This is a genomic window from Scopulibacillus daqui, from assembly GCF_016908855.1.
Taxonomy (GTDB): domain Bacteria; phylum Bacillota; class Bacilli; order Bacillales; family Sporolactobacillaceae; genus Scopulibacillus_A; species Scopulibacillus_A daqui.
On sequence record NZ_JAFBER010000010.1, the window covers coordinates 1 to 26,636 of the forward strand.

Consider the following 26,636-nt stretch of genomic DNA (forward strand, 5'->3'; position numbering starts at 1 on the left):
ATACTAACGTATAAAGAAAACTTGCCGATTGGCGAGCCGGGAGGCGAAGACAGAGGCTTAGTTGCCCTTATACTTAGCACCTTTAATTGGCTGCAACGTCGAGAAGGCTTCCGGTCAGCCAATTGATCATACTAACGTATAAAGAAAACTTGCCGATTGGCGAGCCGGGAGGCGAAGACAGAGGCTTAGTTGCCCTTATACTTAGCACCTTTAATTGGCTGCAGCGTCGAGAAGGCTCTAAGCCATCCTTTTTAGACGGCAGCCAAGCAAAGATGGCGTTGTGGATTTAAAACCTAGATTTTATTTTTACATGCTTTACTATATTTTTTGATATTGGAGGGTGATTTTAATGGGCAGCGCGGTGGCCGTTACTGGCTATAAACCAAACGAACTCGGTATATTCACCCAAAAGCATCCTGGGATTGACGTCATTAAATATACTTTGCGGACAAATATGATAAAACTCATCGAAGAAAAGGGGATTGAGTGGTTTATTATCAGCGGCCAGCCAGGTGTTGAACTTTGGGCTGGAGAAACAGCGTTAGAATTAAAAGAAGAATATCCGCAAGTTAAGTTGGCGGTATTAATGCCTTTTTTAGAGCAAGAGGAGCGCTGGCCGGAACATGTCAAAACCATATACTATGATGTATTGGCACAAGCGGATTTTGTTGAAGCCATTACACAGCGCCCGTATGAACACCCCGCACAGCTTCGCCAGAAAAATGATTTTATTATAAGAAAAAGCGATGGCATGTTGATTGTGTATGATGAAGAGACGCCTGGATCGCCGCAATATTATTTAAGCCCTGCCAAGCGGAAGCAAGCGCATGATCATTACCCTATTATTAAGATTAACCGCTATGATTTGGAACTGGCTTCCGAAGAATTGAGGGAGCAGGATCCGGACTACTGGGCACAAATGTAATTGACATTTTACTGCATTTTTGAAAAAATAATAAGCACATACTACCAATGTGTGAAACGTTGAGGTGATGTTCATTGGATAATAATAGAATTAGCCAGCTAACAGCAAAAGAAATTGCAGAAAAAGATTTTAAAAGTGCCATGAGAGGCTATAACATCGTAGAAGTTGATGAATTTCTTGATATCATTATTAAAGATTATGAGGCATTTAACAGAGAGATTATGCGTCTTCGTCAAGAAAACCAACGTCTGAAAAGTGAAATGGGGACTCAAAAAACAGAGCCAAGGCGTCCGCTGGCACCGCAAGGGCAGACGAATTATGACATATTAAAACGTTTGTCAAATCTGGAAAAGCATGTGTTCGGCAGCCGTTTAAGTGAATAATTTGCCATTGGCTTCACGCACTTAGTGCAAAATGGTTTTTTGATTTTCCTCTTGACTTATTTGGGTTTAAGAACTATAATTGTAATTCGTGACGCATTATTGCGTTCGGGTAATCGCTGTATCCGTTTGACGGATATAGAGGAAAGTCCATGCTCGCACGATCTGAGATGATCGTAGTGTTCGTGCCTAGCGAAACCATAAGCTAGGGTAGTTCGGCTCAGGCTGAACTAACGGCAAGGAAACAGCCTAAGTCCCTTTAGGGATATGGCTCAGTACCTTTGAAAGTGCCACAGTGACGAAGTTCTGCTGGAAACAGCAGAAGTGGAACGAGGTAAACCCCGCGAGCGAGAAACTCAAATTTTGGTAGAGGAACTCTCCTGAAGGAATTCAACGGATGGAGGGACAAGCTGATGCTTGTAGATAGATGATTACCGCCGGAGTACAAGGATTTTATCCGATTGCAGTACAATGGTACAGAACATGGCTTATAGAACGTAATAATGCGATTGTAGTGTTAAAGCCCATATCAAGGGCTTTTTTTATTTTTAATGGTTTTTTAGATTTAATGATATTGGGAAATACATAATAACAGCGGAAAAGAACTTATTCTCTATTTTGTCATAGCATTTTAAAATGAATCGTTGAACATATAACAAATGTTGGAGGAAAAAAAGATGGCGTTAACGCTGATTGCGACTACAGCTATGGGACTTGAATCTATTGCTGCGAAGGAATTAAGAGCACTTGGTTATGAAGATATCCAAGTGGAAAATGGAAAAATTATTTTTACAGGCGAGCCGATTGATATATGCCGGGCAAATTTATGGCTGAGGACGGCTGATCGCATTAAATTAAAAATCGGCGAATTTAAAGCTGCTTCATTTGAAGAACTGTTTGAACAGACAAAAGCATTGCCTTGGGCCGATTATTTGCCGGTCAATGCTGAATTTCCGGTGACAGGCAAATCAGTAAAATCCCAGCTCTACAGTGTTCCTGATTGTCAGTCAATTGTAAAAAAAGCAATTGTCGAAAACCTTAAGCAGCACTATCATCAAGAATGGTTTGCTGAAAATGGCCCGCTCTATAAAATTGAAGTGTCTTTGTTAAAAGATCAAGCGACTTTAACGATTGATACAAGCGGCGCGGGTCTGCACAAACGAGGATATCGCTATTATCATGGTCAGGCGCCTTTAAAAGAAACCTTGGCAGCTGCCCTTATTATGTTAACGAACTGGACGCCGGACCGCCCGTTTGTTGATCCCTTTTGCGGTTCAGGGACATTGCCGATAGAAGCGGCGCTTATTGGGCAAAATATCGCACCCGGTTTTAACAGGGATTTTGTTTCTGAAAGCTGGCCGCTTATTCCTCAGGCAGATTGGGAAAAGGCTCGCGAGGAAGTGGAGGATCTTGCGAAATACGATCAGCCGCTCAACATTATAGGGACGGACATTGATCATAAAATGGTGGAATTGTCGGCTGGCAATGCCCTTGAAGCGGGATTGGGCGATTTAATTCAGTTTAAGCAAATGCAAGTCTCTGACTTTACGAGCAAGGAAGAGTACGGATGCATGGTCGGCAACCCTCCTTACGGTGAAAGAATGGGCGAATACAAGCAAGCTGAAGCAATTGCCCGGCAGCTCGGTCAGCTTTACCGTGAATACCCGACTTGGTCGTTTTATTTCATTACATCTTTTGAGGAATTTGAGAAGGCATTTGGCAAAGCGGCGTCAAAAAAACGCAAGCTGTATAACGGACGCATACGTACGGATTACTACCAATATTTCGGGAAGCGCCCGCCTCAGACACCGAAAGAATGATCCCTGCAGGATATTGCTTTGAATGTATCGAAATGATAAGCAAATCCATATAGAAAGCAGGGATGTATGATGCCGTCAATCAAAGACATTGAAAAAGGGTATTTTGAGTATGTCAAAAAGATCATGGACTTCGAAGAAGCGATTTCGTTAATGGCCTGGGACCTTCGGACAGGTGCGCCAAAAAAAGGGGCGGAACAGCGTTCGGAGGTTATCGGCACACTGTCAAGTGAAGTGTTTCAGATGTCCACTTCTGAGGAAATGAGATACTATATTGACGCGTTAACTGATCCTAGTGTACAAGATGAATTAAGCGAAAAAACAAGAAGATCTGTTGCGTATTCTAAAAAAGAATATGATAAAAATGTGAAGATTCCTGAACAGGAATATAAAGATTATGTGATTCTTCAGGCCAAAGCGGAAAGCATCTGGGAAGAGGCCAAGGAACAGGCTGATTTCGGTATGCTTCAGCCTTATTTAGAGAAAATCGTTGCTTATAAAAGACGCTTTGTAGAGTATTGGGGCCATGCCGGCAATCCATATGACCGGCTCCTTGATTTATATGAGCCGGGTGTTACTGTTCAAATGATTGACAAAGTGTTTGGAGAACTCCGTGAACAAATCGTTCCGTTAGTGCAAGAGATTTCAGATGCGAGAGAGCGTCCGCAAACCTCATTTTTATATAAACCATTTGCTAAGGAGAAGCAGCGAGCGTTCAGCCTGCATATTTTGAAAGAGATAGGATATGATTTTGATGGCGGACGCCTGGATGAAACAGGCCACCCGTTTGCCATTTCTTTAAATCCGGGTGATGTCCGTGTAACGACGCGCTACGATGAGAAAGATTTTCGAACGGCTGTTTTTGGAACCATTCATGAAGGCGGTCATGCGCTGTATGAACAAAATATATCCAATGAATTGACGGGAACGCCGTTGGCGAACGGCACATCGATGGGGATCCATGAATCGCAGTCGCTGTTTTTTGAGAATTTTGTCGGACGGCATTTTGCTTTTTGGGAGAAGTATTATGACAGCTTAAAACAGTTCGCGGACGGACAATTTGACAGCGTCTCTTTAGAAGACTTTTATAAAGCCATTAATGTTTCCTGTCCGTCTCTGATTCGCCTTGAGGCGGATGAATTGACTTATCCGCTTCATATTATTATTCGTTATGAAATTGAAAAAGCCTTATTTAATGATGGTTTGGAAGTCGGTGATTTGCCTGGCATCTGGAATGAGAAATATGAAGAGTATCTGGGCTTAAGGCCTGAAAATGATCGGGAAGGCGTACTGCAAGATATTCACTGGTCAGGCGGAGATTTCGGCTATTTTCCTTCTTACGCGTTAGGATATTTATATGCGGCTCAATTTAAGCACGCCATGCTTAATGACATTCCCCGCTTTGACGATATGTTAAAAGAGGGAAATATTAAGCCGATTCGCGAATGGCTGACGGCAAACATTCATCAGTACGGACGAATGAAGAAACCGGCAGAAATCCTTAAAGATGCGACCGGAGAAGAATTGAACGCTAAGTATCTCATTGATTATTTGAGCAAGAAATACCGCAATGTTTATCAATTGGTCTAGAAATCGATTAAAAGTATATTGAGGTGTTCTAATGACTATTAACAATCCCAAGCCGGACGAGCTTAATCGTATTTTAGAAAAGGCAAAAAGAATTGCTGTTGTCGGTTTGTCTGATAACCCGGAGCGGACATCATATAAAGTTTCAAAGCATATGTTGGAGGCCGGTTATGAGATCATCCCTGTCAATCCGAAAGCTGACAAAATTTTTGGCATTGAAAGCGCCAAGTCTCTAAAAGACATTAAGGATCATGTCGATATCGTTAATGTCTTTAGGAGAAGCGAATATTTATTGGATGCTGCAAAGGAAGCGGCCGAAATAAAACCTGATGTTTTTTGGGCACAGTTAGGCTTAGTGAACGAAGCCGCTTACGATTATTTACAAGAACGCGGCATTACGGTCGTTATGGATCGCTGCATTAAAGTTCAGCATGAACAAATGAAAAACAGTTAATGCTATTTGCCCCATCATGACACCTTGATGGGGCATTTCAAAGCTTTGAATGATTTTGGCACTTGTATGTTTGCAGGGAAATTGTTTTAATACATAAAAGGCAACCTGAAAAATAATAGACATATATTTTAAGAAAGATTTACAACAAGGCAATGATTTGTACAGGTCTAAAGGCTTTCATTGAAAAAATATTGATCTTAGTTTGTATAGAAACATCTGTTCTGGTATGATTTAATGAGATAATGGCTGTTGATTGTCGTTGAAGGGAGTTTTTCTATTTGGCAAAACAAACCGCATATAATGATGAGACTATTCAAGTACTTGAGGGCCTTGAAGCCGTCAGAAAAAGACCGGGGATGTATATTGGCAGTACAGACGCCAAGGGACTTCACCATTTGGTATACGAGATTGTTGATAATTCGGTGGATGAAGCTTTGGCAGGATATGGCGATGAAATCATTGTCACTTTATATAAAGACAACAGTGTCAGCGTTGCCGACCATGGCCGCGGAATGCCAACCGGCATGCACCGGACGGGAAAACCTACTCCCGAAGTTATTTTTACTGTCCTGCATGCAGGCGGAAAGTTTGGCCAGGGCGGCGGCTATAAAACGAGCGGTGGTCTTCACGGCGTCGGGGCTTCGGTTGTTAATGCTCTTTCTGAATGGCTTGAAGTCACAATCAGAAGGGACGGTCATGTTTTCAAGCAGCGGTTTGAAAACGGCGGTCATCCTGTGACGACGCTGGAAAAGACCGGCAAGGCGAAGGGGACAGGTACGACTATTCATTTTAAGCCTGACGCAAACATCTTTAGCACGACAACATTTAATTTTGATATATTAAGCGAACGTTTGCGTGAAGCGGCTTTTTTATTAAAAGGTTTAAAGATTGTTCTCATTGATAAACGTTCCGGACAAGAAGAGACATACCAATATGATTCTGGCATCAAAGCCTTTATAGAATATTTGAACGAAGAAAAAGATACGCTTCATTCAGTTGTATCCTTTGAGGGCGCAGCTAACGGCATTGAAGTTGACGTAGCTTTTCAATTTAATGACGGCTATTCCGAGAACATCCTTTCTTTTGTTAATAACGTGAGAACCAAGGATGGCGGCACGCATGAATCAGGCTTTAAATCCGCTGTCACTCGGGCTTTTAATGATTACGCACGGAAGACTTCTTTATTAAAGGAAAAAAGCAAAAACTTAGACGGCAGCGACATCCGCGAAGGTTTTACAGGCATCGTTTCGGTTAGAGTCCCTGAGCAAATGCTGCAATTTGAAGGGCAGACAAAAGGGAAGCTGGGAACCACGGAAGCGCGCTCGGCGGTTGATGCTGTTGTTTCTGAACAGCTTACTTATTTCTTAGAAGAAAATCCAAAAATCAGTGAAATGCTGATAAAGAAAGCCATTAAAGCGGCACAAGCTCGTGAAGCAGCTCGCAAAGCCCGCGAAGAAGCACGAAACGGAAAGAAAGGAAAGCGCAGGGAAACTGTTTTAAGCGGCAAATTAACGCCGGCGGCTTCCAAAAACCCGGCAAAAAATGAACTGTACCTCGTCGAAGGGGATTCCGCCGGCGGTTCAGCCAAGCAAGGCCGTGATCGAAAATTTCAAGCGGTACTGCCTCTCAGGGGAAAAGTGATTAATACGGAAAAAGCTAAGCTCAGCGATATCTTTAAAAATGAAGAAATCAATACGATTATTCATGCGATAGGCGCAGGAGTCGGCGCAGACTTCAATCTGGGCGATGTCAATTACGATAAAATCGTGATCATGACAGATGCCGACAATGATGGCGCGCATATTCAGGTGCTGCTGTTAACCTTCTTCTACCGGTATATGCGTCCGCTTGTTGAGGCCGGTAAAGTATATATTGCTCTTCCGCCGTTATATAAGATAAGCAAAGGTTCGGGCAAAAAAGAAGTCATTGAATACGCTTGGGATGAAAAAGGCTTAAGAGCGGCTGTTCAGAAGGTCGGCAAAGGATACGTTATTCAGCGCTACAAAGGTCTTGGCGAAATGAATGCTGATCAGCTTTGGGAAACGACGATGAATCCTGAAACAAGGACATTAATCAGAGTTAAGATTGATGATTTGACACGGGCTGAGAGAAGAGTGTCAACATTAATGGGAGATAAAGTGGAGCCGCGGAGAAAATGGATTGAATCACATGTGCAATTTGGACTGGACGAAGAAACAAATATACTTGAAAACGAAAATATATCCATTACTGAGGAGGCATTTGAATAATGGCCAATCCAGAGAAACTTTTGGATCTTCCTCTTGAAGAGGTTATTGGCGACCGCTTTGGGATTTATAGTAAATATATTATTCAAGAACGGGCTTTGCCTGATGTCCGCGACGGTTTAAAGCCGGTACAGCGCCGTATTTTATATGCGATGCATCAAGACGGGAATACACATGAGAAGCCGTTTCGCAAATCGGCAAAAACGGTGGGCAATGTGATTGGCAATTATCACCCGCACGGTGATACATCTGTATATGATGCCATGGTTCGTCTAAGCCAAGATTGGAAGGTTCGCAATGTGCTTATTGAAATGCATGGGAATAACGGGAGTTTAGACGGCGATCCTCCGGCTGCGATGCGTTATACTGAAGCCAGGCTGTCGCCTATCGCTTCTGAATTGCTTAGAGATATCGACAGGCATACCGTTGATTTTGTTCCCAATTTTGACGATACAACCGAGGAGCCGATTGTTTTGCCGTCGCGGTTCCCTAATTTGCTTGTCAACGGATCAACAGGCATCTCAGCGGGGTATGCGACAGATATTCCGCCGCATCACTTAGGCGAAGTTATTGATGGCGCCATTATGGTGATGGAGAAGCCGGACTGTACAGTAGGAGATCTGATGACAGTCATCAAGGGACCCGATTTTCCTACAGGCGGGATTGTTCAAGGCATTGACGGAATTAAAAAAGCCTACAGGACCGGAAAAGGAAAAATTGTTGTCAGAGGACGTTCGACAATAGAACCGTTAAAAGGCGGCCGCGAACAAATTGTTATTACAGAACTCCCTTATGAAGTCAATAAAGCCAACCTTGTGAAAAAGATGGAAGAGCTTCGCCTTGATCGGAAGGTTGAGGGCATTGCAGAGGTCCGTGATGAAACAGACCGCACTGGAACGCGTGTTATTATTGAAATGAAAAAAGACGGCGATGCGGCCGGCGTTTTAAATTATTTTTATAAGAACACTGATTTGCAAATCACTTATAATTTTAATATGGTTGCGATTGTCAATAAAACGCCGAAATTAATGGGTCTTAAGGATATATTGGCGGCCTATATTGAACACCAAAAAGAAGTCGTCACCCGCCGTTCGGCATTTGATCTTAAAAAGGCCAAAGAACGTCAACATATCGTTGAAGGTTTAATTAAAGCCGTTTCTATTCTTGATGATGTCATTCAAACGATACGAGCGTCTAAAGATAAAAAAGACGCCAAACATAACCTGTCTGAACAATATGGGTTCACCGATGCCCAAGCAGAAGCGATTGTTAATTTACAGCTGTATCGTTTAACGAATACTGATATTCAAACGCTGCAGCAAGAAGCTGATGAGCTTAAAGAAACGATCGCACATCTCGAAGCTGTCTTAGGATCGGAAAAAATGCTGATCAAGGTCATTAAGAAAGAATTAAACACCGTTAAGAAAAAGTATGCAGCAGAACGCCGCACAACAATTGAACATGACATTGAAGAAATAAAAATCGATCTGGAAGTCATGGTTGCCTCCGAGGATGTGATGGTCGCTTTAACAAAGGACGGCTATATAAAAAGATCCAGTTTAAGGTCTTTTGCGGCAAGCAACGGTGAAGATGCGGCAATGAAGGAAACGGATCGGATGTTATTGCAGCAAGAAATGAATACGACAGATACATTGCTCGTCTTCACGAATAAAGGGCACTATCTCTATCTGCCGGTTCATGAAATGCCGGATAAGCGATGGAAGGAGCTGGGCCAGCATGTCGCCAATTTAGTACCGATTGACGAAGATGAAGAAGTGGTACAAGCTATTGCTGTTAAAGATTTTGAAGAAGATCTTTATCTTTCCTTTATAACTAAAAACGGAATGATCAAGCGTACAGAATTAAAGCAATATCAAGCGCAAAGGCGCTCTAAGCCGCTCGTCGCCCTTAAATTGAAAGACAATGATGAATGTATAGACGTTCATTTAACCGACGGATCCGCCAATATCGTCATAGCGACTCGTTTGGGTTATGGATTATGGTTTGATGAACAGGAAGCAGGGTTAGTAGGGCCTAGAGCATCAGGTGTTAAGGCGGTCAACCTTAAAGATGGAGACGTTGTGGCCGGAGGCAAAGTGTTTTGGCCAGAAGAAAAACCAGATCTATTTATTGCAACGCAGCGCGGTTCGGTTAAAAAAATGGCGATTGCTAAAACTTTAGAGAAAAGCAGCCGGGCCCGCCGAGGTTTAGTCATGTTAAGGGAATTAAAAAAATCTCCTCATAGAATAGCAGGAATTGAGATTGTCAATGACGAAGATACTATGATGTTAAGGACAGAAAAAGACACAAAAGTTCCAGTCAAAGTCAGTGAATTACGTTCAACTGACCGATATAATAATGGTTCTTTCGTTATTGACCAAGATGAATCTGGTGATGTTATCGAAATTTGGAAGAATTTAAAATAATCATTGATTATTTATTCATTAAGCATTATAATGATAAACGTTGGGGGACAAACTCCTTAATTAAATTTCAATAAGAGGCAAACCGTCTGCCCTTAAAATGCTTTTCTGCCTTTGCGGAAAAGTCAGCGAAATACCTATGAATAGGCACCGGTTCAGGAATACCGGGCGATACTTCTCGAAATGCTGCGATGTTTTTTTGAGTATGCTGCGGCGTATAGCCCGCAGTATAGACCGCTATTCTTCCTCAGACTTTTTGAACATCCTGTGTATAAAGTGTACAAGCTTCAATTTTATTGTATAATGAACATAGAAACATGATGATTGCATAATAATATTAAAGGAACCGGAGGTGGGGGTAGCACCAACGGTTCCGTAACAATAGACACTGCCAAGAGGAGCGGTTCCAAACGTTCGCATGGTTAGCAATCAACAGATAGACCATCCTTATGGTCTGGCAATGATAAAATAATAAGGGGTCTATCCTTTCTTGTTTGACTGCATTAACGTTACCACAAACATGCCGAAGCTCAACATTAGTGTTAACGCTTCAAAAGTAGACACAGTCATCACTCCTTTAAATTTCGAGTGAACCGGTCCTTTTGTGCAGACAACAGTCTATTGTAAAGTTATTGTAACACGTTTTGGAAAATAATTTCATGGAGAAATAGACTCATTTTCACTTGAAATTTAAAAAAAAATTAATATTTCAATAAAAGTGAAAAAAACAAGACTTTAGTCCTGTTTTTTCTTTTTGTTTGACACCCCTTTTTCGTTAACCTAAAATATAAATGTGTTAACGAAAAAGGGGGTTTTTTAATGCGCACATTATCATTAGTTCAAATGGCTCTTTTTATTGCAATAATTGCTGTAATGGGACTTTTGCCGCCTATTCCTATACCGGTAATCAGCGTGCCCGTGACATTGCAAACTTTAGGTGTTATGTTAGCGGGAAGTTTGCTGGGCGCAAAAAAAGGGTTTGTTAGTGTATTAGCCTTTGTCGCTATTGTCGCCATTGGCGGACCTTTTTTGGCAGGAGGCAGAGGAGGATTCGGAGCTGTTATCGGGCCTTCTGGAGGATATGTGCTTTGTTGGCCGATTGCGGCATTTATTATAGGGTATCTCGTTGACCGCTTTAACCCAAAGGCAAAAATAGGCCGATTGATTATTTTTAATATCATTGGCGGGATTGTCATCATCTACGCGGGCGGCATTATGTATTACGCTTGGATGACACATACGCCTGTGAAGCTTGCTGCTTTAGGCAATTTAGCTTTTTTACCGGGAGATTTGATCAAAGTGATCATAACGTCTGTTTTGACTTCAAAGCTAAAACATTATTTTAATCAAAAAGCAGTCAAAAATAAACAAGCTGCTTGAATGAGGAAGTGACAATGGTGATAACCGAAAAATTTTTTTATTATGCAAAGCGCTATCCCTATAAAAGGGCGTTAGTGACATCGCATCACACCGTCACCTATAAACAATTAGGTGAGCAAATCCATAACGTTTGTTCATTCTTTTTACATAAAATGGATATTTGTCAACTTAGAGTTGGGTTATTTCTGCCCAACTCAATTGAATATATCGCATATTTCCTGGGGGCGGTCCACAGCGGGAATATTTGTGCGCCGCTTGATCCAAAATGGACAGATAATCAGCTTAATAAAATGATCGATTTGTCAAAACTCGATATGATCATTACTTGCCGCGATTGGTATAAACGGATTAACCGAAGACGATTCAAAAATCAAATCGTTATGATAGACGATAAAGGCGCTCCCCATCATACTGATCATCGCTTCTATGAGCCGGTCAAAACCGATGGACATGACAAAGATTTCTATCTTGGTTTTACTTCGGGAACAACGGGATTGCCAAAAGGTTTTCTTCGGCATCAACAATCGTGGATTGAAAGTATTAAAGCAGCTCAAAAATATTTTTCAATAAGTGAAAATGAAGTGGTCGCTGCTCCAGGTCCAATGGTACATTCGTTATCTTTGTACGCCGCAGTCCATACTTTAAATGTCGGAGCAAGCTTTTTTATATCGGAATCGTTTGAACCGGAAAATTTTATTAAGGATATAAAGAGTTTTAAAATAAATACCATCTTTATTGTTCCAACGATGTTAGAGGCGCTTTTATCCTATGACAACCGCTTTCAGTCTCTTAAACTATCAAAAATATTATCTTCAGGGGACAAACTGAGTGCAAAAACCGTCGATTTGCTCAAACAAATCATGCCGGAAGTTAAGTTGTATGAATATTATGGCGCTTCAGAGACAAGCTTCATGACCATTTATGATCATCAAAAGCATAAAAAACCGCACAGTGTCGGAAAGCCTTTTTATCAGGTAGACATTTCAATAAGAAACGACAAAGGGGAAGAAGCCGGGCCAGGTGAAAATGGGGTATTATACGTCCGAAGTCCGATGCTTTTTTCCGGATACGATGGGATTCCAAAGTTAGAAAAAGACTGGATGACTGTAGGCGATATCGCTTACAGAGACAATGACGGCTTTGTTTTTCTGGTTGGCCGGAAGAAAAATATGATGATTACTGGAGGGTTAAATGTTTATCCCGAAGAAGTGGAAGCATGTCTAAAAGCCGTTCCGCATATCACTAAAGTCGCAGTTATCGGCTTGCCTGACCGCTATTGGGGCGAAAAAATAACGGCTGTGTTATTAGAGGACGAAGCAAGCCAAATATCGGACATTGAATTAGAAAATCATTGCAAAGCGCATCTGTCAAGTTATAAATGCCCGAAAGCTTGGGTCCGTATAGCCGAATTTCCGTTAACTTCCAGCGGGAAAATAGCGAGGCAGCGATTAAAAGAAAGACTAATAAGGGCGGCGAACAGGGCCGAAACTGGCTAAAAACGCCGCGTCCTTGTTAGCGCCACTGCATGCGCCGGAACGCCGGAAGTTTAGCGCGGAAGCCGCGAAATCGGAACGCAGCAATCCTTGCGTCATCGTAAGAATCCGATCGGAAATAGAGCGAAGACATTCTGTCGCTATGCGTCCCTGAATGTTTGAACATCCTTTTCTAAAGGCGAGGTTTTATAATGCGAAAAGCATTGATTATCAAAGCAAAACGGACACCTGTCGGCAAAATAGGTGGGATTCTAAAAGATTTTCCGCCGGAACAGCTGGCTGCCGCTGTCATTCGGGATTTACTGAAGGAAACAGGTGTTCCAGCTGAAACCATTGATGATGTGATCTTAGGAAATGTGGTGGGACCAGGTGGAAATATATCTCGATTATCCTTATTAACAGCTGGATTGCCTATAGATATCCCCGGCGTCACGATAGACAGGCAATGCGGATCAGGGCTTGAAGCCATTAATTTGGCATGCCGCCTTGTTCAAACAGGGGCGGGGGATATCTATTTGGCAGGCGGGGTTGAAAGCACAAGCCTGGCACCATGGAAGATAGAGAAGCCAGCCACCCTTTATGATCTTCACGCTCCAAGGATATTTACAAGAGCGAGATTTTCTCCTGATACAATCGGTGATCCTGATATGGGGGCTGCGGCTGAGAATGTAGCCAGAACATTTCATATCTCTCGTGAAGACCAAGATCAATATGCGCTCGCAAGCCATAAAAAGGCTGTTGCATCGCAAAATTCAGGACATTTTCATCAAGAAATAACGCCGTTAAAAACAAAAGCGGATGTCTTAATTGCTGAAGATGAATGCCCGCGTCCGGATACCAGTTTGGAAAAGCTTCAACGATTGAGGCCTGCATTCACTCCAGACGGGACAGTAACTGCGGGAAATGCCTGTCCTGTCAATGACGGCGCAGCTGCAGCATTGATCATGTCAGAAGAGAAAGCCAAAGAATTAAACCTTCATCCGATTTTAGAATTTATTGATGCTGTTGCTGTCGGCGTTGATCCAAATATTCTCGGCATCGGTCCGGTTCCTGCAGTTAAATCATTAACTGAGCGCAATCAGATTACTATTGAAGATATAGCTTATGTTGAATTCAATGAAGCGTTTGCCTCGCAAGTCCTGGCTTCATTAAGAGCTTTAGATATCCCTGAAGAAAAAGTAAACCTTGACGGCGGAGCGCTTGCGTTAGGCCACCCTTACGGCGCATCCGGAGCGATATTAGTCACGCGGCTTTGCGCCAGAGCTTCCGGCTATAAAGGCCGATATATGCTTGCTACTCTGGGTGTCGGCGGCGGCATGGGCATGGCAACGCTTTTTCGGAGTATTTAGCAAGATCTTGACGATTGTATATTTTATTTATACAATGATTTCAGAATCAAACAGGTGATGGGGTTCACCGTTAACTGCTTTCAACATTCATGTTAAAGCTAATGACTCCTGCCATTAATTGATATGGCAGGAGTCTATTTTTTTGTTTAAAACGGATACTAACCAATACGGAGGAGGTTCGTTAATCAATGATTTATTGGTATGTGGGCATTGGCGGCATCATTGGGGCTTTATTAAGGTATGGCGTCAGCCTGGCCTTTAATAGCTTTTGGTCAGGTGTTTTTCCAATGGCGACACTGACGACTAATCTATTAGGCAGTTGTGTCCTCGGTTGGCTGACCTCTTATCTTTCCAAGAATAAACGTCTTTCAAAAGAACTTTATACTGGATTAGGAACAGGTATAATTGGTTCATTTACGACATTTTCTACTTTTAGCGTTGAAACAGTCAAACTCATGGAAAATGCTCATCTAGGGCTTGCTTTTCTATATGTGATGGTCAGCTTATTTGGAGGCCTGCTTTTGTCTTATGCCGGTTATCGCGCCGGGGAGAAGATGTTACAGAGAACGGGAGGCGCGTCATAATGTTTATAAATGTTTTATTGGTAGGCATTGGCGGCTTTTTCGGGGCCATATCCCGTTATTGGATCAGCGGAAAATTTAATAAAAAAGGGGACTTAAAGTTTCCGTACGGGACGCTTATCGTCAATCTCGTTGGCGCCTTTTTGCTAGGGTTAATCACAGCAAGTTCACTGTCCGCGTCCTGGCAGGTTTTATTAGGAACGGGGTTTATGGGGGCATTCACAACGTTTTCTACCTTTAAGCTTGAAAACATCCAAATGCATCTTAAACGGCAAAGGAACGTTCTTATTGCATATTTAGCTGCAAGCTATATCGGCGGCATTATATTGGCTTTCTTAGGTATGATGATCAGCGTTAATTATTAATGTTGATGAGTCAAATGCCCGATGCACACTGCATCGGGCATTTGATTGTTATGTTTTGCTGTTTTGTAAAAACGAGTGTTTATACCGTCTTTGAACAAATATCAACCGTATAAATAAACAGATTGCGCCTGCCGCTAAGCCTATGATCAAACCGATCCAATAACCGAACGGTTCCAATGGGGTGAAATTAGCTAAAATATAACCTAATGGAAGGCCGATCACCCAATATGAAATCAGCGTCATAACCAGCGTGATATTGACATCCTTGTATCCTCTTAAAGTGCCTTGAATCGGTGCGCCGAACGCATCTGATAATTGGAAGAAAATCGCATAAATCACAAAGTGTTCAATCATGTGTCTAAGCGTTGCATCGGTTGAATAGAGTTTAGAGATTTGGCCATTCAATAAATAGACAGAAATCGCAAAGATAATAGCCATAATAACAGCAATAATAATCCCGATATAGCTGTATAATCTGGCATCTTGGAACCTTTTTGCACCGACTTCAAAGCCGACCGCAATGGTTAATGCCATTGATATACTTAAAGGAACCATATATAAGGCCGAAGCAAAATTCATTGCTGATTGGTGTGCAGCCACGATAAGCGTACTAAAGTTGCTCATTAATAAAGTGACCGCAGAAAAAATGCTTGTTTCAAAGAAAACAGAGAAGCCGATAGGGACACCGATTTTTAACTGCTCTTTCCATGAGGCGAAAGAAATACGATATACTCGGTTAAATACCCGGTATTTTGCAAAAGGTTGCTTAAAAACAATAACAAATAATGCGATAAAAGTAATGATCCAATAAGCAATCGCTGAAGCATAGCCGGCGCCGACGCCGCCCAGTCGCGGAAAGCCCATTTTTCCAAAGATCATGAAATAGTTAAATAGAATATTGATCGGAAGCGCGGCTAAAGTGATCATCATTGTTAATTTGGTTTGTCCATGTGCATCAATAAAACAGCGCAGCGCGTTATAAACAAACAATGGAATCATGCCCCACGCCAGCGCTTTAAGATATCTATAAGCGATGTCCTGCACATGCGGATCCAAGTTCATGGCGTTTAAAATAGGATGAATAACGCATCCTCCGATCACAATAACAACAACGGCAATCACAAAAGCTAGATAAATCGCTTGAACTAAGGAAAAAGGGATCTGTTCTTTCTTATTAGCGCCGATCAGTTGAGAAATAATGGGTGTCAGCGAAAGCAATATGCCGCTTAACCCTGTAAAAACCGGCGTCCAAAGGCTTGAGCCAATAGCTACTCCGGCCAAGTCATCCGCACTGGCATGCCCGGACATGACAGTGTCAAAGAAATTCATGGCATACATACCTAATTGGGTAATAAGAATAGGAATTAAAATGTAAATGAGCAGACGCACTTTTTTTCCAATTGTATGGGTTTGGTACATACACATCAGCCTTTCGCATAAAATCCAAAGGACAATCAGATGGATTATATCATAAAATTTCCTTCTAGGGAGCAGTGACGGCCCACATTTTACGGTTGTCAAATAAAGATATCAGCGTCAGATGAATAATTAATAAATGAGTGAAAAAGATAAAGGGAAAAAGTATTTACGGAGGCTGCCATGAAATTCGGCTGTCACATCAGCATCAGAAACGGATATTTTGGCTGTGCCAAAAAAGCATTAAACATTGGCGCCCAAGCCTTTCAATATTTCCCTAAAAATCCGCGCAGCTTAAAGATAAAAGTCTTTGACCGCCATGATGCAGAAAGCTGCGCTAAGTTCTGCGCCGAAAATCAGCTTGTTTCAATAGCACATACATCCTACCCTGCCAACTTGTCAAGTGATTATCCGAAATCAAAGCATGTTGTTGAATCGATATTAAATGATCTGGATATTTCCCAAGCGTGCGGGTCAATTGGAGTCGTCGTTCATTTTGGGACTTTTAAAGGAGAGGACCCGTTAGAAGGATATAAACGGATGATTGAGACGCTTAATCAAATATGTGAAAAATGGGATGGAGACAGCTTGATATTATTAGAAAATAATGCAGGGAAGAGCGGACAGATGGGTACCACCATTGAGGAGCTGGCAAAGATTCGCCAATTGGTTGATTATCCAGAGCATATCGGTTTTTGTTTAGATACGTGTCATGCCTATGCAAGCGGATTATGGAACGGCGATAATTGGAACGAAGTTGTTAAGAAAGGAAAAACACTCGGCTATTTTGAGCATCTTAAAGCTGTTCATTTGAATAATTCAATGTACAAAAGCGGGTCAAAGCGTGATCGGCATGCAAATATTAACAGCGGATATATAAAGGAAAAGCAAATAAAGGCATTTATGGAGTCCCCTGTCATCAAGCACCTCCCGATGATTCTGGAAACGCCGGCACAAGAGAACTATACCCATAAAGATGAAATAGCTTATTTAAAAGCACTTATTCATGATAATAGATGAGCCTGGCTTTGCTGTTTTTAGTTAAGCGGGGTTTTTTGGTTTATGCGTTTTCTTTTATTAAAGAGGATTTTTGCATTTAACAGCGAACTAAACAGTCATACTATCAGAAGATATTAGGATTTTTTGGAGGTAAGGGCCATGGGGGAAACTGGCAGACTGAAACCGATAGATGCCGCTCAACAATTTATAGATCAATATTTTGAGAATTGCCAAGGAGCTATTTTAGCCGGCAGTGTCATCCGAGGAGGAGGAACAGAAACGTCTGACCTCGATATCGTCGTTTTTGATCATAAACTACATTCATCCTACAGGGAATCATTGATTGCTTTTCATTGGCCTATAGAGTTTTTTGCCCATAACTTAACTTCTTATCAGGACTTTTTTCAAAGTGATTATAAAAGGGCAAGGCCGTCATTGCCGAGAATGGTTTCGGAAGGGATCGTTTTAAAGGATGAAGGAGTCATTGAACCGATCAGAAAGGAAGCAAGGAAATATTAGAGAAGGGGCCGGAGAAATGGTCTGCTCATACCATTAATTTTAAGCGGTATTCAATCACTGATGCGCTTGATGATTTGAAAGGCTGTACAAACAGAGCAGAAGCATTATTCATAGCCAATCAGCTAGCTGAACTTTTGAGCGAATTTGTTTTAAGAACAAACCAGCGGTGGATCGGCGCTTCAAAATGGATCGTCCGGTCGCTTAGAGCATATGACGAATCATTCGCTGACCAATTTGTTCAGGCTTTTGATAACTTTTACAGGACAGGTGATAAGGGATTAGTTGTGCAATTAGCTAATGACGTTTTAGCCCCGTATGGCGGTCGGTGTTTGAAGGTTTTTCAGCAGGGAAGGAGTGCGCTTCAAAATAAACGCATTTAAATAAGCTCATGCCCTAAGATCATCCGTTCTGAAGCCCTTCTTTTAAAAATAAAGAGGAGGTCTTGCATGAAAAAGATTATGGTGATCGGTGTTTCTGCTGGTGTTGGGAAATCGACGTTTGCCAAAAAGCTCGGAGAAGCATTGAACATTAATGTATACCATTTGGATGCTTTGTATTGGAAACCTGGTTGGGTTGAAGCGGCCGCAGAAGAATTTGAAGCAGCGCAGCGGGCGATTATCAATCGTGATCAATGGATTATTGAGGGAAACTACAGCGGCACTTTTGACATTCGATTCGACCGGGCGGATACCATTTTTTACTTAGAACTCCCGCTATATGTATGCTTATACCGGGTTTTCAAGCGTTGGCTGATGAATATAGGCAAGACACGCCCTGATATGGGTGAAGGTTGTAAAGAAAAATTAGATTGGCCCTTTCTTAAATTTATATGTACGACATACTATCCTCGAAAGAAAAAAATGGCTGAAAGATTGCAGGCTTTTCAAACGCCTGATTCTCAAAAGACCGTTTTTATATTGAAAAGCAAGCAAGAGATTCAATCTAATTTAGATCATTTTGTAAAGGAAGCCGTATATTAAGCTGAAATTTTGAAATGAAATTGGAGCCCTGTCAGATGAAATGATGGGATTTTATTTGTTGGTTACGAAAAAACTTCAATTATGATGAGGGTACAATGCATATTCCGGAGTATTTAAAGGAAGACAAAGATTTGTTAGCATGCTGGCTAAAAAGGTCTAAAAATTGCTAAGATGGAAAATGCTATTGAAAGCCTAAAAGATTACCGAATACAAAGGAATCCTGGAAAAGCTGCCTCGGAATATGAAGGAGCTCGTTATAAAGGGTCTATATATCAATAAGGCTGATTTGTTCTGCAAAGATAACCGTCAATCCGTTAAAAAGGAATTTAGTATAAGGGTATAGAATGATATAAAAGAGATTAAACTGCTTTCATAACAATAAAAAGAGGTGGCACGATGATTTTAGACATATACCCGTATCTAGTGTTTGACGGTAAAGGCCAGGAAGCTGTTAAATTTTATGAAGATGCGCTGGATGCAAAAATTCTCGAGGTTAAAACATTTGGTGATATGCCTGATAATCCCGATTTTCCTGTACCTGAAGAAGCGAAAAACCGTGTGCTGAATGCCCATCTAAAAGTTGGCGGCACAGATCTGATGCTTTCCGATACATTTCCCGGCAAGCCGTATCAACTAGGTTCCCAAGTAACGATAGCTGTCACTATCAAGGATGCAGAAAAATCCAAAGAGGTATTCAATAAACTGCAGCAAGGCGGTCAAGTTCATATGCCGCTTCAAGAAACTTTTTGGAGCCCGTCTTACGGACAAGTGACAGATCAATTCGGTGTCACTTGGCAAATATCAACGGTTGCTGAATAAAAGCTAAAAGAAATAATCCCCCTGTGTGCTTCGGCGTGCACAGGGAATTATTTCTCTTAAGAAGTTTATGGCCGATATCTTTAAAGCCATGTATCAATCACTTTTTCCAATGTTCTTTAAACATTAGTGTTTGATTTCGTTGCTTTTAGCCCAATCTGAATATAAACCGCTTCCATTGCAGCTCGGACAATCCAATGGTGCAGAGAATTCATAATTGAATAATGTTGTGAACCCTTTACCGTTACAATCCGGGCACCGGCCTAAAGCACGCATTTTAGAAACATGCTTTCCATGCCTTTCCGATTTCCAGTTTGAAATAGCATTAAAAAGCCCCATGTTATCTCACCTCTATGATCGAATCAGTTATGCTTATTGTTCGTTATTTCTTATTTTTTTATACTTCCAAAAGGCTTTTCTATCATTTGAGTGAAAGCAATGTCTATTGTGCGTTTGCTTTAAGATACAGAACGGATGGATTTGCAAATGGGATGAGGCTGTTTGATGAAAATTGCAGCTTCAATGGTTTTTATTCGTTTTCTTTCGTTCTTTTAAATGGTGATCAATGATGTCAACGTGTATAGCTGCCCATGCTTTTTCCCGATAATGGATAATCACGCTGACAGTTGTAATAACGGTATACAAAATTAAGAACGACAATATGTATAAGTAACTTTTCATTAAAAAGTTTTGCAGCTGTTTGGACAGAAGAAATCCTAACCAAGGCAGAGCAGAGATCAAGATTGGGATGATGCCGTTGCCGTCTTTTTCTTTAAGCATGCGATAGCGGATCATGGTTAAGTCGGCATCACTTAATTGGTCATAAAATTGATCGATGGAATGAATTTCCTTGATCTCTGGAAGCTGAAAAATTTCTTTGTCGTTTTTAACAGCCTTTTTTAATTTGAGGTAAAACTTATGAGCATCTCCGCGAAAAGTTATCATGCTGTTTCAACCGCTTTCTTTAAACATTCTATTCTTAAGTTCTCCAAACACAAAGATTTTAACAGTCATAAATGGAGGAGGAGAGTGATGTATGGAGCGGATCTCCTTCAAAAATTCCAGAAATAAGACGCTGATAGGGAACTTGTATCATTCGGCATCCCAAGCCATAATCATTATGGTACATGGCTTTACATCAGATAAGTTTTCAAAAGGCAGGTTTCAAATATTGGCGGAAGCCTTTAATCAAGCGGGGATTGCTGTTTTAACTTTCGATTTAAGCGGGTGCGGTGAAAGCGATGATGACAGTTTAACTGTAGACAAGGAAGTTGATGACTTAAATTCAGCCATCGGTTTTGTTTTATCAAGAGGGTATCAAAAGATAGCACTTTACGGCCACAGCCTTGGCAGCTTAATCTGTTTAAAGAGCTGGACGCCAATAATAGTGACTATGGTTCTTTCTGGGGCTTTGACTGATGCAATGACATATCAATGGGATGAGTATTTTTCAAGAGAACAAATGAAGGAATTGAAAGAGAGAGGATATATAACCATTGAAAGAGTGAATAGTCTTAGAACAACCGTTATTGTATATAAGCAAATGCTCAAAGATTTTGAAGAAATTAATCAGAAACAGTTATTGGAACAAGTCCATTGTCCTGTCTTAATTATTCATGGCAACGCGATAAATGATAAAGAAGAATGTCTGCTTTTACAAAAATCAAAAAAGGGCATGAAATATCTTCCGAAAGGTTCGGAACTAGAGGTTATTGACGGCGCTGATCATCGGTTTTTAGAACATTTGGATACGCTTAAAGAACTTGCGAAAAACTGGTATATCAAACATATCTTTTAAATGAACAGACTCCACAAGAACATTCGTTCCTATTCCGTGCTGTATGAAAGAAACCTGAGAAAGTTTTGCGCTTAAGCTGTATCGAACCCGCTGTGATTTGATTTTCCGCTTGAAATACGCTGCAAATCAAGAAGTAAAAGGAGCCGGGCAAATTGGGATTGACATTGGAAGGTATTTAAAAAAATGACGATATATCTATAGGCGGCAATGAATGAAGAGATACTTGCGTTTACGCAAAGACCAAGAGATAAGACTTCCTTTTTATCAACTCCTGACAGAATACGTCCTTCTTCAAACCGTAACAATACGATAGCGAGTGAAGGTTAAGGAGAGGAACGGCTATACGAAAAAACAGGTTTTCAAGATAAAGGAAAGAAAAGAGTTGGTCCAAAAGGCAGGCAATATAGTTTGCATTATTCGCTGGTTCGCTCATAAAAATTTTAAAACAAATAAACAATGATGATAGAGAGGGCGGGAAGATATGAGGAAAAAAATATATCTCATTAGACACTGTAAGGCAGAAGGACAGCCGCCTGATGCACCGTTAACAAAAGAAGGGCATCTGGACGCTGAACGTCTTGGGCAATATTTAAGCCGGGAAACTGTCGACGGTATATACAGCAGTCCCTTTTTAAGAGCGCGGCAAACCATTTTGCCGTTATCCAAACAATTAAATATGTCTGTCCATACTGACCGCCGTTTATCAGAAAAAGTGTTAAGCACCCGTGATTTGCCGGATTGGTATGAACAATTAAGACGATCGTTTGCTGATATGTCCCTTAAATTAGAAGGCGGAGAATCTTCACAGGAGGCAACAGCAAGAGCCATAGATTGCATAGATGATATTTTAAAAATGGATGGAAAGACATATGTTGTTGTCACGCATGGCTGTCTAATGGCCTTGATGCTAAAACATTATGATTCAAACTTTGGTTTTAAAGAGTGGGAAGGTCTTGCAAATCCTGACATCTTTCAATTGCATTTTGAAGATGCTATTGCGACAAAGATAACCCGGGTTTGGAATAAAGACCTTTTATTTTTAGAGCATCAAGATGGAATACCAGATATTTTAAGCTGACGGAAATCAATAACCATACCGATTTTCATAATAATATCATTGCCTATAATACCGTCAAATCCATAAATGCTTTTAATTGGGCCTAACTGCAGTTTTAACTCTTTAAATTCATGCATATTGATAAAGATTGAGGGGATTGTCTGCTCATAGCACCATTCGCTTTGGCCGCCGATGCCATACATTCTGACAGCCTGTCCTGCTGTATAATCCAATGGCAAGCCGATTTTCTTCAATTCGTCTGTATCGAAAACAGATGCTGCGCATCCTGTATCAAGAAGGACATTGCTTAATAGGGTTGACTGATGTCCGATCCGTATTTTTAATGCAACGATTGGCAGTCCGTCTTTTATGATAATGTTCACCGGCAACACCTCTAAAATTGGTTTTCTCTCTTCATTTTGGTTGTGTTTTCCGAAAGATAAACGCTGTTGTGTAAAAATGTATGATGAATAAAAGTTAACTAGAACAGGATTTGCGCATCTCTGAGATGAATTACGAAAAGCTGAATGAAGTGTGAAAAATAGAGGATTTAACAAACTGTAAAGAGAAAAGAATATAGATTAGATAGATAAACGGCAACGATGAAGGGGGAGACAGATAATGAAAAACTCTGCGCTATTAATTATTGATGTTCAAGAAGCCATGTTTTCAAAGGAAACCCCTGTACATAATGGCGATGAATGTCTTAAAAAAATAATCCGGCTTGCTGATAAGGCACGCCGTAAAGGGATACCGATTATCTATATTCAACATCAAAGTGATGAAGATAATGATCCTCTTCAAAAAGGTTCTCCGGGCTGGGAGATTCACTCTTCCGTTAATCCTCAGAAAGAAGATTGGATTATTGCAAAAGATACACCAAATGCTTTTCATAAAACCGGATTAAACTCAGAATTGAAAAAGATGGGCGTTGCTCATTTAGTGGTATGCGGCATTCAAACGGAAATGTGCGTAGATACGACTTGCCGAAGCGCTTACAGTTTGGGTTATGATGTCATACTCGTAAAAGATGCGCATACAACATGGGATTCTCCGCATCTCAATGCCATGCAAATTATTGAGCATCATAACCGTGTTTTGTCGCGCTGTTTTGTGAAACTTAAAAATGCAGATGACATTGACTTCGATTTTTCTGATTCAGATTCTGAAATAAATAATAAAGTGACCGGGCGACAGGAAGACAATGAATCTGGGAGAGTGGGGCAATGAAACTGCAAACATTCACAACTGCTCATGAATGTTTGTCAAAAGTTGAATCTTTTTTATTGAAAAATGAGGCGGTTAACAATTTACCCCTTGGCATTTTGTATTCGTTAACGAATGCCAAATCATCTTACAAACCTCAGATCGATCCATTTTTTGCGGCAGTTGAGGAAGAGGACATTGTTCTGGTTATGATGATAACATCCCCGCACCGTCTTATTGTATGCGGCGAAAAGACGCACCCGCGGTTGGCAAGCGCCCTGCAATTGAGCGTTAGGCATCTGACAAATAAGAATGTGAAAGTGACAAGCATCATCGGAATAAAGGACATTGCTTCTCAATTTGCGGAAATTTGGTCCAGGAAAAGCGGCTGTTCTTGTATTGTAATGATGGATCAAAGCATTTATCGTCTTCGTCATGTTAATCCCATCAAATATAGTTCCGGAAGATTCCGGGTGGCGACACAAGAAGACTGTTCCTTAATTGCCCAATGGATGTTAGCGTTTTCGGAGTCCTTATCAGAAAGGCTGAAACCGGAAGATGCTCAACGAATGAGTGAAAACGCCATTCGTAAATCAACCATTTTTCTTTGGGATAACAATGGTCCGGTGTCGATGGCTAACAAGACAAGACCAACAAAAAATGGGGCAGTGGTCAATTTTGTCTATACACCGCCCGAATATCAAAGGAAGGGGTATGCCACTTCGTGCGTTGCATCATTGAGTCAACATCTGCTTGACAGCGGTTACCAATTTTGCACCTTGTATACAGACTTATCCAATCCGATCTCTAATCGTATTTATATGAACATCGGCTATCAACCGATAGAGGATTCGATTGTTTATCAAATTGCAGACAATTAATATAATACAAAATCATGCTAAGCCCCAACTTTTATAGTGGGGCTTAACAATTTGTTTTTAATCATTTAATCTATAAGTATAGAATATGCAGTTTTTGTCATCAGAGGTGCTGCTTTTATAAATCATTATTAAAGATATATGAATGTTTAAAAGCTGTCATTTTTAGATCAATCAAGAAAATGAATAGAGGGGAGGGGCACGGATATGCAGCAAGGAATATCTCTAAAAGCCCTTTGGCAATTATTTTTTGCTTTTTGCAAAATCAGCCCGGTTACGTTTGGCGGCGGTTATGCGATTATACCTTCTTTAGAAGAGGCGATGGTTAATCGTTATCGCTGGTGCAAAAGGGATGAGATTCTTGATGTGCTGTCAATCGCACAGACCATTCCGGGTTCGGTGGCGTTGAATGCTGCTGCTTTTATCGGCTACCGGGTCGCCGGCATTCCTGGGGTATTGGCGGCAAGTATTGGCATGCTTCTTCCAACATTTTTAATAGTTTTAGTATTAGCCGTGTTTTTTATAGGCATAAAGGATATGCCGCAAGTTCGTTGGGCTTTATTTGGCATTGCACCCGCTGTCGTTGGCCTTATCATGTTTGCGGGATTAAGAACGATTAAATCTTCCGTAGAAGACATTGTATGTCTTTTTCTTATGATTGGAACATTCCTTTTGCTGTTGCTTACAAATCTTAATCCCATTATTATTTTAATTTTAGGCGGCACTCTCGGCGGCGTGTTAGGCTGGATCAAATATAAGAAGAACGAAAAGAACAAACCAGAGAACGACATTAAGCGTCATTCGGCAGATCAGTAGGGAGCGGAATTTATGATATTACTGGATTTATTTATTGCCTTTTTTAAAATAGGCATTTTCTCTTTTGGCGGCGGCTACGCAATGATCCCAGTGATTGAACATGAATCAGTTAATCATGGGTGGATTTCAGCAGCTGCCTTTGCTGACAGTGTTTCAGTCGCTGGAATGTCCCCTGGTCCTGTTGCGATGAATGCGGCTATTTTTGTTGGATATAAAGTCGCCGGGGTTGCCGGAGCTATCGCTGCTACCCTCGGCATGTCGCTGCCTTCAATATTAATCATAGTCCTTTTAGGAACGGTATTTTATAAAATAAAAGATCACCCTGTTATTGCATCTGTTTTCTACGGTTTACGTCCGGTCATCACAGCGTTTATTTTATTTGCAGCCTGTCGGTTTGCCATCCAAAGCCATCTTGTAAGTTCGGATATCAGAAAAAGCGTAATTGGCATCGTGATGCTTTTAATTGCTCTTGTTTTATTATTTTATAAAAAAGTCCATCCTCTCGCATTAATTCTAAGTTTTGGCGTGATTGGCATCTTGGGCGGCTGGTTAATGGCTTAATGTAAACGAAAATGTCTTTATGTGTTGACAAATCCTGATAAGGTTCAGGCGACTAAAAACATACCGGCTTAAGGAGAAAACAGTCGAGGAATAACTCCCTCGGCTGTCATTTTTACATTCATCAAAAGTGGTTTTAACTATATTGGAACAAATAAGCTAACTTGATCACAATAAAAGGTGTTGTATAAATGAAGGGTACAAAGAAGCTTTGGATAACTATCGGTACTATCATTTTGATTTTTATCATTTTTATAGGATGTGTCTATTTGAAGCATAGGCATGATGAAAAGGAAATAGTAGCACAAGCGGAAAAAGTAGCGGGGAAATTTATGAAGGAGAAGGAACATTCTGAAGTTGCATTTACAGATTTTGAATTTACTCCGATGCATACATTGTTTTTATATGGATATGTCAAAAAAAAATAATAAGAAGATTTTTGTTCAAGTCATCAAAAATGGAAACAAAATTGAGGTAGGGAGTTATGGAGAGTAATAAAGTTCTAAACGCTCAATTGCTATTACATTTTTTACATATACTAGATTCCAATTTTTGTTAAATGGTTTTTTCAAGAATAGGAGGACTAAAATTTG

Annotated in this window: 30 protein-coding genes, 1 other RNA gene and 1 riboswitch; of the genes, 26 read left to right on the plus strand and 5 right to left on the minus strand. The window is 40.9% G+C overall.

The genetic code is table 11. The features are described from left to right. Window positions 1-86: 86 nt before the first annotated feature. From JOD45_RS08680 to parC, 9 genes are all read left to right on the plus strand, one after another. The gene (locus JOD45_RS08680) at window positions 87-290 is read left to right on the plus strand and encodes a hypothetical protein (protein ID WP_205003502.1); all 204 of its coding nucleotides are present in this window, start codon (window positions 87-89) and stop codon (window positions 288-290) included. Between the two features lie 59 nt (window positions 291-349). Next, window positions 350-925, plus strand: coding sequence for an SLOG family protein (locus tag JOD45_RS08685; protein ID WP_205003503.1), 576 nt, complete (start codon window positions 350-352; stop codon window positions 923-925). A 74-nt stretch (window positions 926-999) separates the two neighbouring features. Continuing rightward, window positions 1,000-1,308: a cell division regulator GpsB gene (gene gpsB / locus JOD45_RS08690; RefSeq protein WP_205003504.1), complete on the plus strand. Its 309-nt coding sequence runs from the start codon at window positions 1,000-1,002 to the stop codon at window positions 1,306-1,308. Window positions 1,309-1,409: 101 nt separating this feature from the next. Then, an RNA gene (gene rnpB, locus JOD45_RS08695) (RNase P RNA component class B) lies at window positions 1,410-1,801 on the plus strand. A gap of 181 nt (window positions 1,802-1,982) precedes the next feature. Continuing rightward, window positions 1,983-3,125: a THUMP domain-containing class I SAM-dependent RNA methyltransferase gene (locus JOD45_RS08700; RefSeq protein ID WP_205003505.1), complete on the plus strand. Its 1,143-nt coding sequence runs from the start codon at window positions 1,983-1,985 to the stop codon at window positions 3,123-3,125. A 66-nt stretch (window positions 3,126-3,191) separates the two neighbouring features. Beyond that, the gene (locus tag JOD45_RS08705) at window positions 3,192-4,712 is read left to right on the plus strand and encodes a carboxypeptidase M32 (protein WP_205003506.1); all 1,521 of its coding nucleotides are present in this window, start codon (window positions 3,192-3,194) and stop codon (window positions 4,710-4,712) included. Window positions 4,713-4,743: 31 nt separating this feature from the next. Further along, window positions 4,744-5,163, plus strand: coding sequence for a CoA-binding protein (locus tag JOD45_RS08710; protein ID WP_205003507.1), 420 nt, complete (start codon window positions 4,744-4,746; stop codon window positions 5,161-5,163). A gap of 278 nt (window positions 5,164-5,441) precedes the next feature. Beyond that, the gene (parE, locus tag JOD45_RS08715; protein WP_205003508.1) at window positions 5,442-7,412 is read left to right on the plus strand and encodes a DNA topoisomerase IV subunit B; all 1,971 of its coding nucleotides are present in this window, start codon (window positions 5,442-5,444) and stop codon (window positions 7,410-7,412) included. Beyond that, window positions 7,412-9,835 carry a DNA topoisomerase IV subunit A gene (parC, locus tag JOD45_RS08720; RefSeq protein WP_205003509.1) on the plus strand — a complete coding sequence of 808 codons (2,424 nt, stop codon included), beginning with the start codon at window positions 7,412-7,414 and terminating at the stop codon, window positions 9,833-9,835. Before parE ends, parC begins: the two co-directional genes overlap by 1 nt. A 477-nt stretch (window positions 9,836-10,312) precedes the next feature. Here parC and JOD45_RS16960 read toward each other — a convergent pair whose 3' ends face one another. Continuing rightward, complete coding sequence (locus JOD45_RS16960) at window positions 10,313-10,402, minus strand: putative holin-like toxin (protein ID WP_380897061.1); 90 nt, start codon at window positions 10,400-10,402, stop codon at window positions 10,313-10,315. A 249-nt stretch (window positions 10,403-10,651) separates the two neighbouring features. Here JOD45_RS16960 and JOD45_RS08725 point away from each other — a divergent pair, with 249 nt between their 5' ends. From JOD45_RS08725 to crcB (JOD45_RS08745), 5 genes are all read left to right on the plus strand, one after another. Then, window positions 10,652-11,212: a biotin transporter BioY gene (locus JOD45_RS08725; protein ID WP_205003510.1), complete on the plus strand. Its 561-nt coding sequence runs from the start codon at window positions 10,652-10,654 to the stop codon at window positions 11,210-11,212. A 17-nt stretch (window positions 11,213-11,229) separates the two neighbouring features. Then, window positions 11,230-12,708 (plus strand): AMP-binding protein, encoded by a 1,479-nt coding sequence (locus JOD45_RS08730; protein WP_205003511.1) that lies wholly within the window; start codon window positions 11,230-11,232, stop codon window positions 12,706-12,708. A gap of 188 nt (window positions 12,709-12,896) precedes the next feature. After that, window positions 12,897-14,054 (plus strand): thiolase family protein, encoded by a 1,158-nt coding sequence (locus JOD45_RS08735; RefSeq protein WP_205003512.1) that lies wholly within the window; start codon window positions 12,897-12,899, stop codon window positions 14,052-14,054. Window positions 14,055-14,098: 44 nt separating this feature from the next. After that, a riboswitch (Fluoride riboswitch) is annotated at window positions 14,099-14,172 on the plus strand. A gap of 70 nt (window positions 14,173-14,242) precedes the next feature. Then, entirely contained in the window at window positions 14,243-14,638 is a 396-nt protein-coding gene (crcB, locus tag JOD45_RS08740; protein ID WP_205003513.1) for a fluoride efflux transporter CrcB, read from the plus strand. Further along, window positions 14,638-15,000 carry a fluoride efflux transporter CrcB gene (gene crcB / locus JOD45_RS08745; protein WP_205003514.1) on the plus strand — a complete coding sequence of 121 codons (363 nt, stop codon included), beginning with the start codon at window positions 14,638-14,640 and terminating at the stop codon, window positions 14,998-15,000. Before crcB (JOD45_RS08740) ends, crcB (JOD45_RS08745) begins: the two co-directional genes overlap by 1 nt. Window positions 15,001-15,048: 48 nt before the next feature. Here the strand turns inward: crcB (JOD45_RS08745) and JOD45_RS08750 are convergent, their stop codons facing one another. Continuing rightward, window positions 15,049-16,419, minus strand: a complete 1,371-nt coding sequence (locus JOD45_RS08750) for an MATE family efflux transporter (RefSeq protein WP_205003515.1) — start codon at window positions 16,417-16,419, stop codon at window positions 15,049-15,051. Between the two features lie 180 nt (window positions 16,420-16,599). Here JOD45_RS08750 and JOD45_RS08755 point away from each other — a divergent pair, with 180 nt between their 5' ends. The 5 genes from JOD45_RS08755 to JOD45_RS08770 all read left to right on the plus strand — a co-directional run bounded on the left by JOD45_RS08755 (window position 16,600) and on the right by JOD45_RS08770 (window position 19,733). Beyond that, entirely contained in the window at window positions 16,600-17,436 is an 837-nt protein-coding gene (locus JOD45_RS08755) for a deoxyribonuclease IV (protein WP_205003516.1), read from the plus strand. 138 nt (window positions 17,437-17,574) lie between these two features. Beyond that, on the plus strand, window positions 17,575-17,934 hold the full coding sequence (locus JOD45_RS16875; RefSeq protein WP_338056054.1) for a nucleotidyltransferase domain-containing protein: 360 nt from the start codon (window positions 17,575-17,577) through the stop codon (window positions 17,932-17,934). A gap of 74 nt (window positions 17,935-18,008) precedes the next feature. Beyond that, window positions 18,009-18,314 carry a hypothetical protein gene (locus tag JOD45_RS16880; RefSeq protein ID WP_338056055.1) on the plus strand — a complete coding sequence of 102 codons (306 nt, stop codon included), beginning with the start codon at window positions 18,009-18,011 and terminating at the stop codon, window positions 18,312-18,314. 66 nt (window positions 18,315-18,380) lie between these two features. Continuing rightward, on the plus strand, window positions 18,381-18,914 hold the full coding sequence (locus JOD45_RS08765) for a P-loop NTPase family protein (RefSeq protein ID WP_205003517.1): 534 nt from the start codon (window positions 18,381-18,383) through the stop codon (window positions 18,912-18,914). A gap of 396 nt (window positions 18,915-19,310) precedes the next feature. Next, window positions 19,311-19,733: a VOC family protein gene (locus JOD45_RS08770; protein WP_205003518.1), complete on the plus strand. Its 423-nt coding sequence runs from the start codon at window positions 19,311-19,313 to the stop codon at window positions 19,731-19,733. 123 nt (window positions 19,734-19,856) lie between these two features. Here the strand turns inward: JOD45_RS08770 and JOD45_RS08775 are convergent, their stop codons facing one another. Together JOD45_RS08775 and JOD45_RS08780 are read right to left on the minus strand one after the other, a co-directional pair. Further along, complete coding sequence (locus JOD45_RS08775) at window positions 19,857-20,069, minus strand: methionine aminopeptidase (RefSeq protein ID WP_205003519.1); 213 nt, start codon at window positions 20,067-20,069, stop codon at window positions 19,857-19,859. A 180-nt stretch (window positions 20,070-20,249) separates the two neighbouring features. Continuing rightward, complete coding sequence (locus JOD45_RS08780; protein ID WP_205003520.1) at window positions 20,250-20,675, minus strand: hypothetical protein; 426 nt, start codon at window positions 20,673-20,675, stop codon at window positions 20,250-20,252. A gap of 91 nt (window positions 20,676-20,766) precedes the next feature. Between JOD45_RS08780 and JOD45_RS08785 the strand changes: the two genes are divergently transcribed. Further along, the gene (locus JOD45_RS08785; RefSeq protein WP_205003521.1) at window positions 20,767-21,528 is read left to right on the plus strand and encodes an alpha/beta hydrolase; all 762 of its coding nucleotides are present in this window, start codon (window positions 20,767-20,769) and stop codon (window positions 21,526-21,528) included. Between the two features lie 481 nt (window positions 21,529-22,009). Beyond that, complete coding sequence (locus tag JOD45_RS08790) at window positions 22,010-22,606, plus strand: histidine phosphatase family protein (protein WP_205003522.1); 597 nt, start codon at window positions 22,010-22,012, stop codon at window positions 22,604-22,606. On the opposite strand, the gene JOD45_RS08795 is transcribed toward JOD45_RS08790, so the two are convergent. After that, window positions 22,576-22,968 (minus strand): pepsin/retropepsin-like aspartic protease family protein, encoded by a 393-nt coding sequence (locus JOD45_RS08795; protein WP_205003523.1) that lies wholly within the window; start codon window positions 22,966-22,968, stop codon window positions 22,576-22,578. The two genes, JOD45_RS08790 and JOD45_RS08795, sit on opposite strands and share 31 nt — an antisense overlap. A gap of 238 nt (window positions 22,969-23,206) precedes the next feature. Here JOD45_RS08795 and JOD45_RS08800 point away from each other — a divergent pair, with 238 nt between their 5' ends. From JOD45_RS08800 to JOD45_RS08820, 5 genes are all read left to right on the plus strand, one after another. Next, window positions 23,207-23,815 (plus strand): cysteine hydrolase family protein, encoded by a 609-nt coding sequence (locus JOD45_RS08800; protein ID WP_205003524.1) that lies wholly within the window; start codon window positions 23,207-23,209, stop codon window positions 23,813-23,815. Next, entirely contained in the window at window positions 23,812-24,672 is an 861-nt protein-coding gene (locus JOD45_RS08805; protein WP_205003525.1) for a GNAT family N-acetyltransferase, read from the plus strand. Before JOD45_RS08800 ends, JOD45_RS08805 begins: the two co-directional genes overlap by 4 nt. A 204-nt stretch (window positions 24,673-24,876) precedes the next feature. Further along, window positions 24,877-25,485, plus strand: coding sequence for a chromate transporter (locus tag JOD45_RS08810; protein ID WP_205003526.1), 609 nt, complete (start codon window positions 24,877-24,879; stop codon window positions 25,483-25,485). A 12-nt stretch (window positions 25,486-25,497) separates the two neighbouring features. Further along, window positions 25,498-26,046: a chromate transporter gene (locus JOD45_RS08815; RefSeq protein ID WP_205003527.1), complete on the plus strand. Its 549-nt coding sequence runs from the start codon at window positions 25,498-25,500 to the stop codon at window positions 26,044-26,046. Between the two features lie 188 nt (window positions 26,047-26,234). Next, a complete protein-coding gene (locus JOD45_RS08820; RefSeq protein ID WP_205003528.1) occupies window positions 26,235-26,471 on the plus strand; it encodes a hypothetical protein in 237 nt (78 codons plus the stop codon). Window positions 26,472-26,636: the final 165 nt, after the last annotated feature.

Excerpts from the sequence above, each read along its gene's own strand:
- JOD45_RS08820 (WP_205003528.1), top strand. The coding sequence starts at position 26,235 with ATGAAGGGTACAAAGAAGCTTTGGATAACTATCGGTACTATCATTTTG.
- JOD45_RS16960 (WP_380897061.1), bottom strand. The coding sequence starts at position 10,402 with ATGACTGTGTCTACTTTTGAAGCGTTAACACTAATGTTGAGCTTCGGC.
- JOD45_RS08700 (WP_205003505.1), top strand. The coding sequence starts at position 1,983 with ATGGCGTTAACGCTGATTGCGACTACAGCTATGGGACTTGAATCTATT.
- JOD45_RS08765 (WP_205003517.1), top strand. The coding sequence starts at position 18,381 with ATGAAAAAGATTATGGTGATCGGTGTTTCTGCTGGTGTTGGGAAATCG.
- parC (WP_205003509.1), top strand. The coding sequence starts at position 7,412 with ATGGCCAATCCAGAGAAACTTTTGGATCTTCCTCTTGAAGAGGTTATT.
- JOD45_RS16875 (WP_338056054.1), top strand. The coding sequence starts at position 17,575 with ATGGGGGAAACTGGCAGACTGAAACCGATAGATGCCGCTCAACAATTT.
- JOD45_RS08770 (WP_205003518.1), top strand. The coding sequence starts at position 19,311 with ATGATTTTAGACATATACCCGTATCTAGTGTTTGACGGTAAAGGCCAG.
- JOD45_RS08710 (WP_205003507.1), top strand. The coding sequence starts at position 4,744 with ATGACTATTAACAATCCCAAGCCGGACGAGCTTAATCGTATTTTAGAA.
- JOD45_RS08725 (WP_205003510.1), top strand. The coding sequence starts at position 10,652 with ATGCGCACATTATCATTAGTTCAAATGGCTCTTTTTATTGCAATAATT.
- JOD45_RS08805 (WP_205003525.1), top strand. The coding sequence starts at position 23,812 with ATGAAACTGCAAACATTCACAACTGCTCATGAATGTTTGTCAAAAGTT.
- crcB (WP_205003514.1), top strand. The coding sequence starts at position 14,638 with ATGTTTATAAATGTTTTATTGGTAGGCATTGGCGGCTTTTTCGGGGCC.
- JOD45_RS08815 (WP_205003527.1), top strand. The coding sequence starts at position 25,498 with ATGATATTACTGGATTTATTTATTGCCTTTTTTAAAATAGGCATTTTC.
- JOD45_RS08775 (WP_205003519.1), bottom strand. The coding sequence starts at position 20,069 with ATGGGGCTTTTTAATGCTATTTCAAACTGGAAATCGGAAAGGCATGGA.
- JOD45_RS08780 (WP_205003520.1), bottom strand. The coding sequence starts at position 20,675 with ATGATAACTTTTCGCGGAGATGCTCATAAGTTTTACCTCAAATTAAAA.
- JOD45_RS08785 (WP_205003521.1), top strand. The coding sequence starts at position 20,767 with ATGGAGCGGATCTCCTTCAAAAATTCCAGAAATAAGACGCTGATAGGG.
- JOD45_RS08735 (WP_205003512.1), top strand. The coding sequence starts at position 12,897 with ATGCGAAAAGCATTGATTATCAAAGCAAAACGGACACCTGTCGGCAAA.
- JOD45_RS08755 (WP_205003516.1), top strand. The coding sequence starts at position 16,600 with ATGAAATTCGGCTGTCACATCAGCATCAGAAACGGATATTTTGGCTGT.
- JOD45_RS08790 (WP_205003522.1), top strand. The coding sequence starts at position 22,010 with ATGAGGAAAAAAATATATCTCATTAGACACTGTAAGGCAGAAGGACAG.
- JOD45_RS08685 (WP_205003503.1), top strand. The coding sequence starts at position 350 with ATGGGCAGCGCGGTGGCCGTTACTGGCTATAAACCAAACGAACTCGGT.
- crcB (WP_205003513.1), top strand. The coding sequence starts at position 14,243 with ATGATTTATTGGTATGTGGGCATTGGCGGCATCATTGGGGCTTTATTA.
- JOD45_RS08800 (WP_205003524.1), top strand. The coding sequence starts at position 23,207 with ATGAAAAACTCTGCGCTATTAATTATTGATGTTCAAGAAGCCATGTTT.
- JOD45_RS08750 (WP_205003515.1), bottom strand. The coding sequence starts at position 16,419 with ATGTACCAAACCCATACAATTGGAAAAAAAGTGCGTCTGCTCATTTAC.
- JOD45_RS08810 (WP_205003526.1), top strand. The coding sequence starts at position 24,877 with ATGCAGCAAGGAATATCTCTAAAAGCCCTTTGGCAATTATTTTTTGCT.
- JOD45_RS08705 (WP_205003506.1), top strand. The coding sequence starts at position 3,192 with ATGATGCCGTCAATCAAAGACATTGAAAAAGGGTATTTTGAGTATGTC.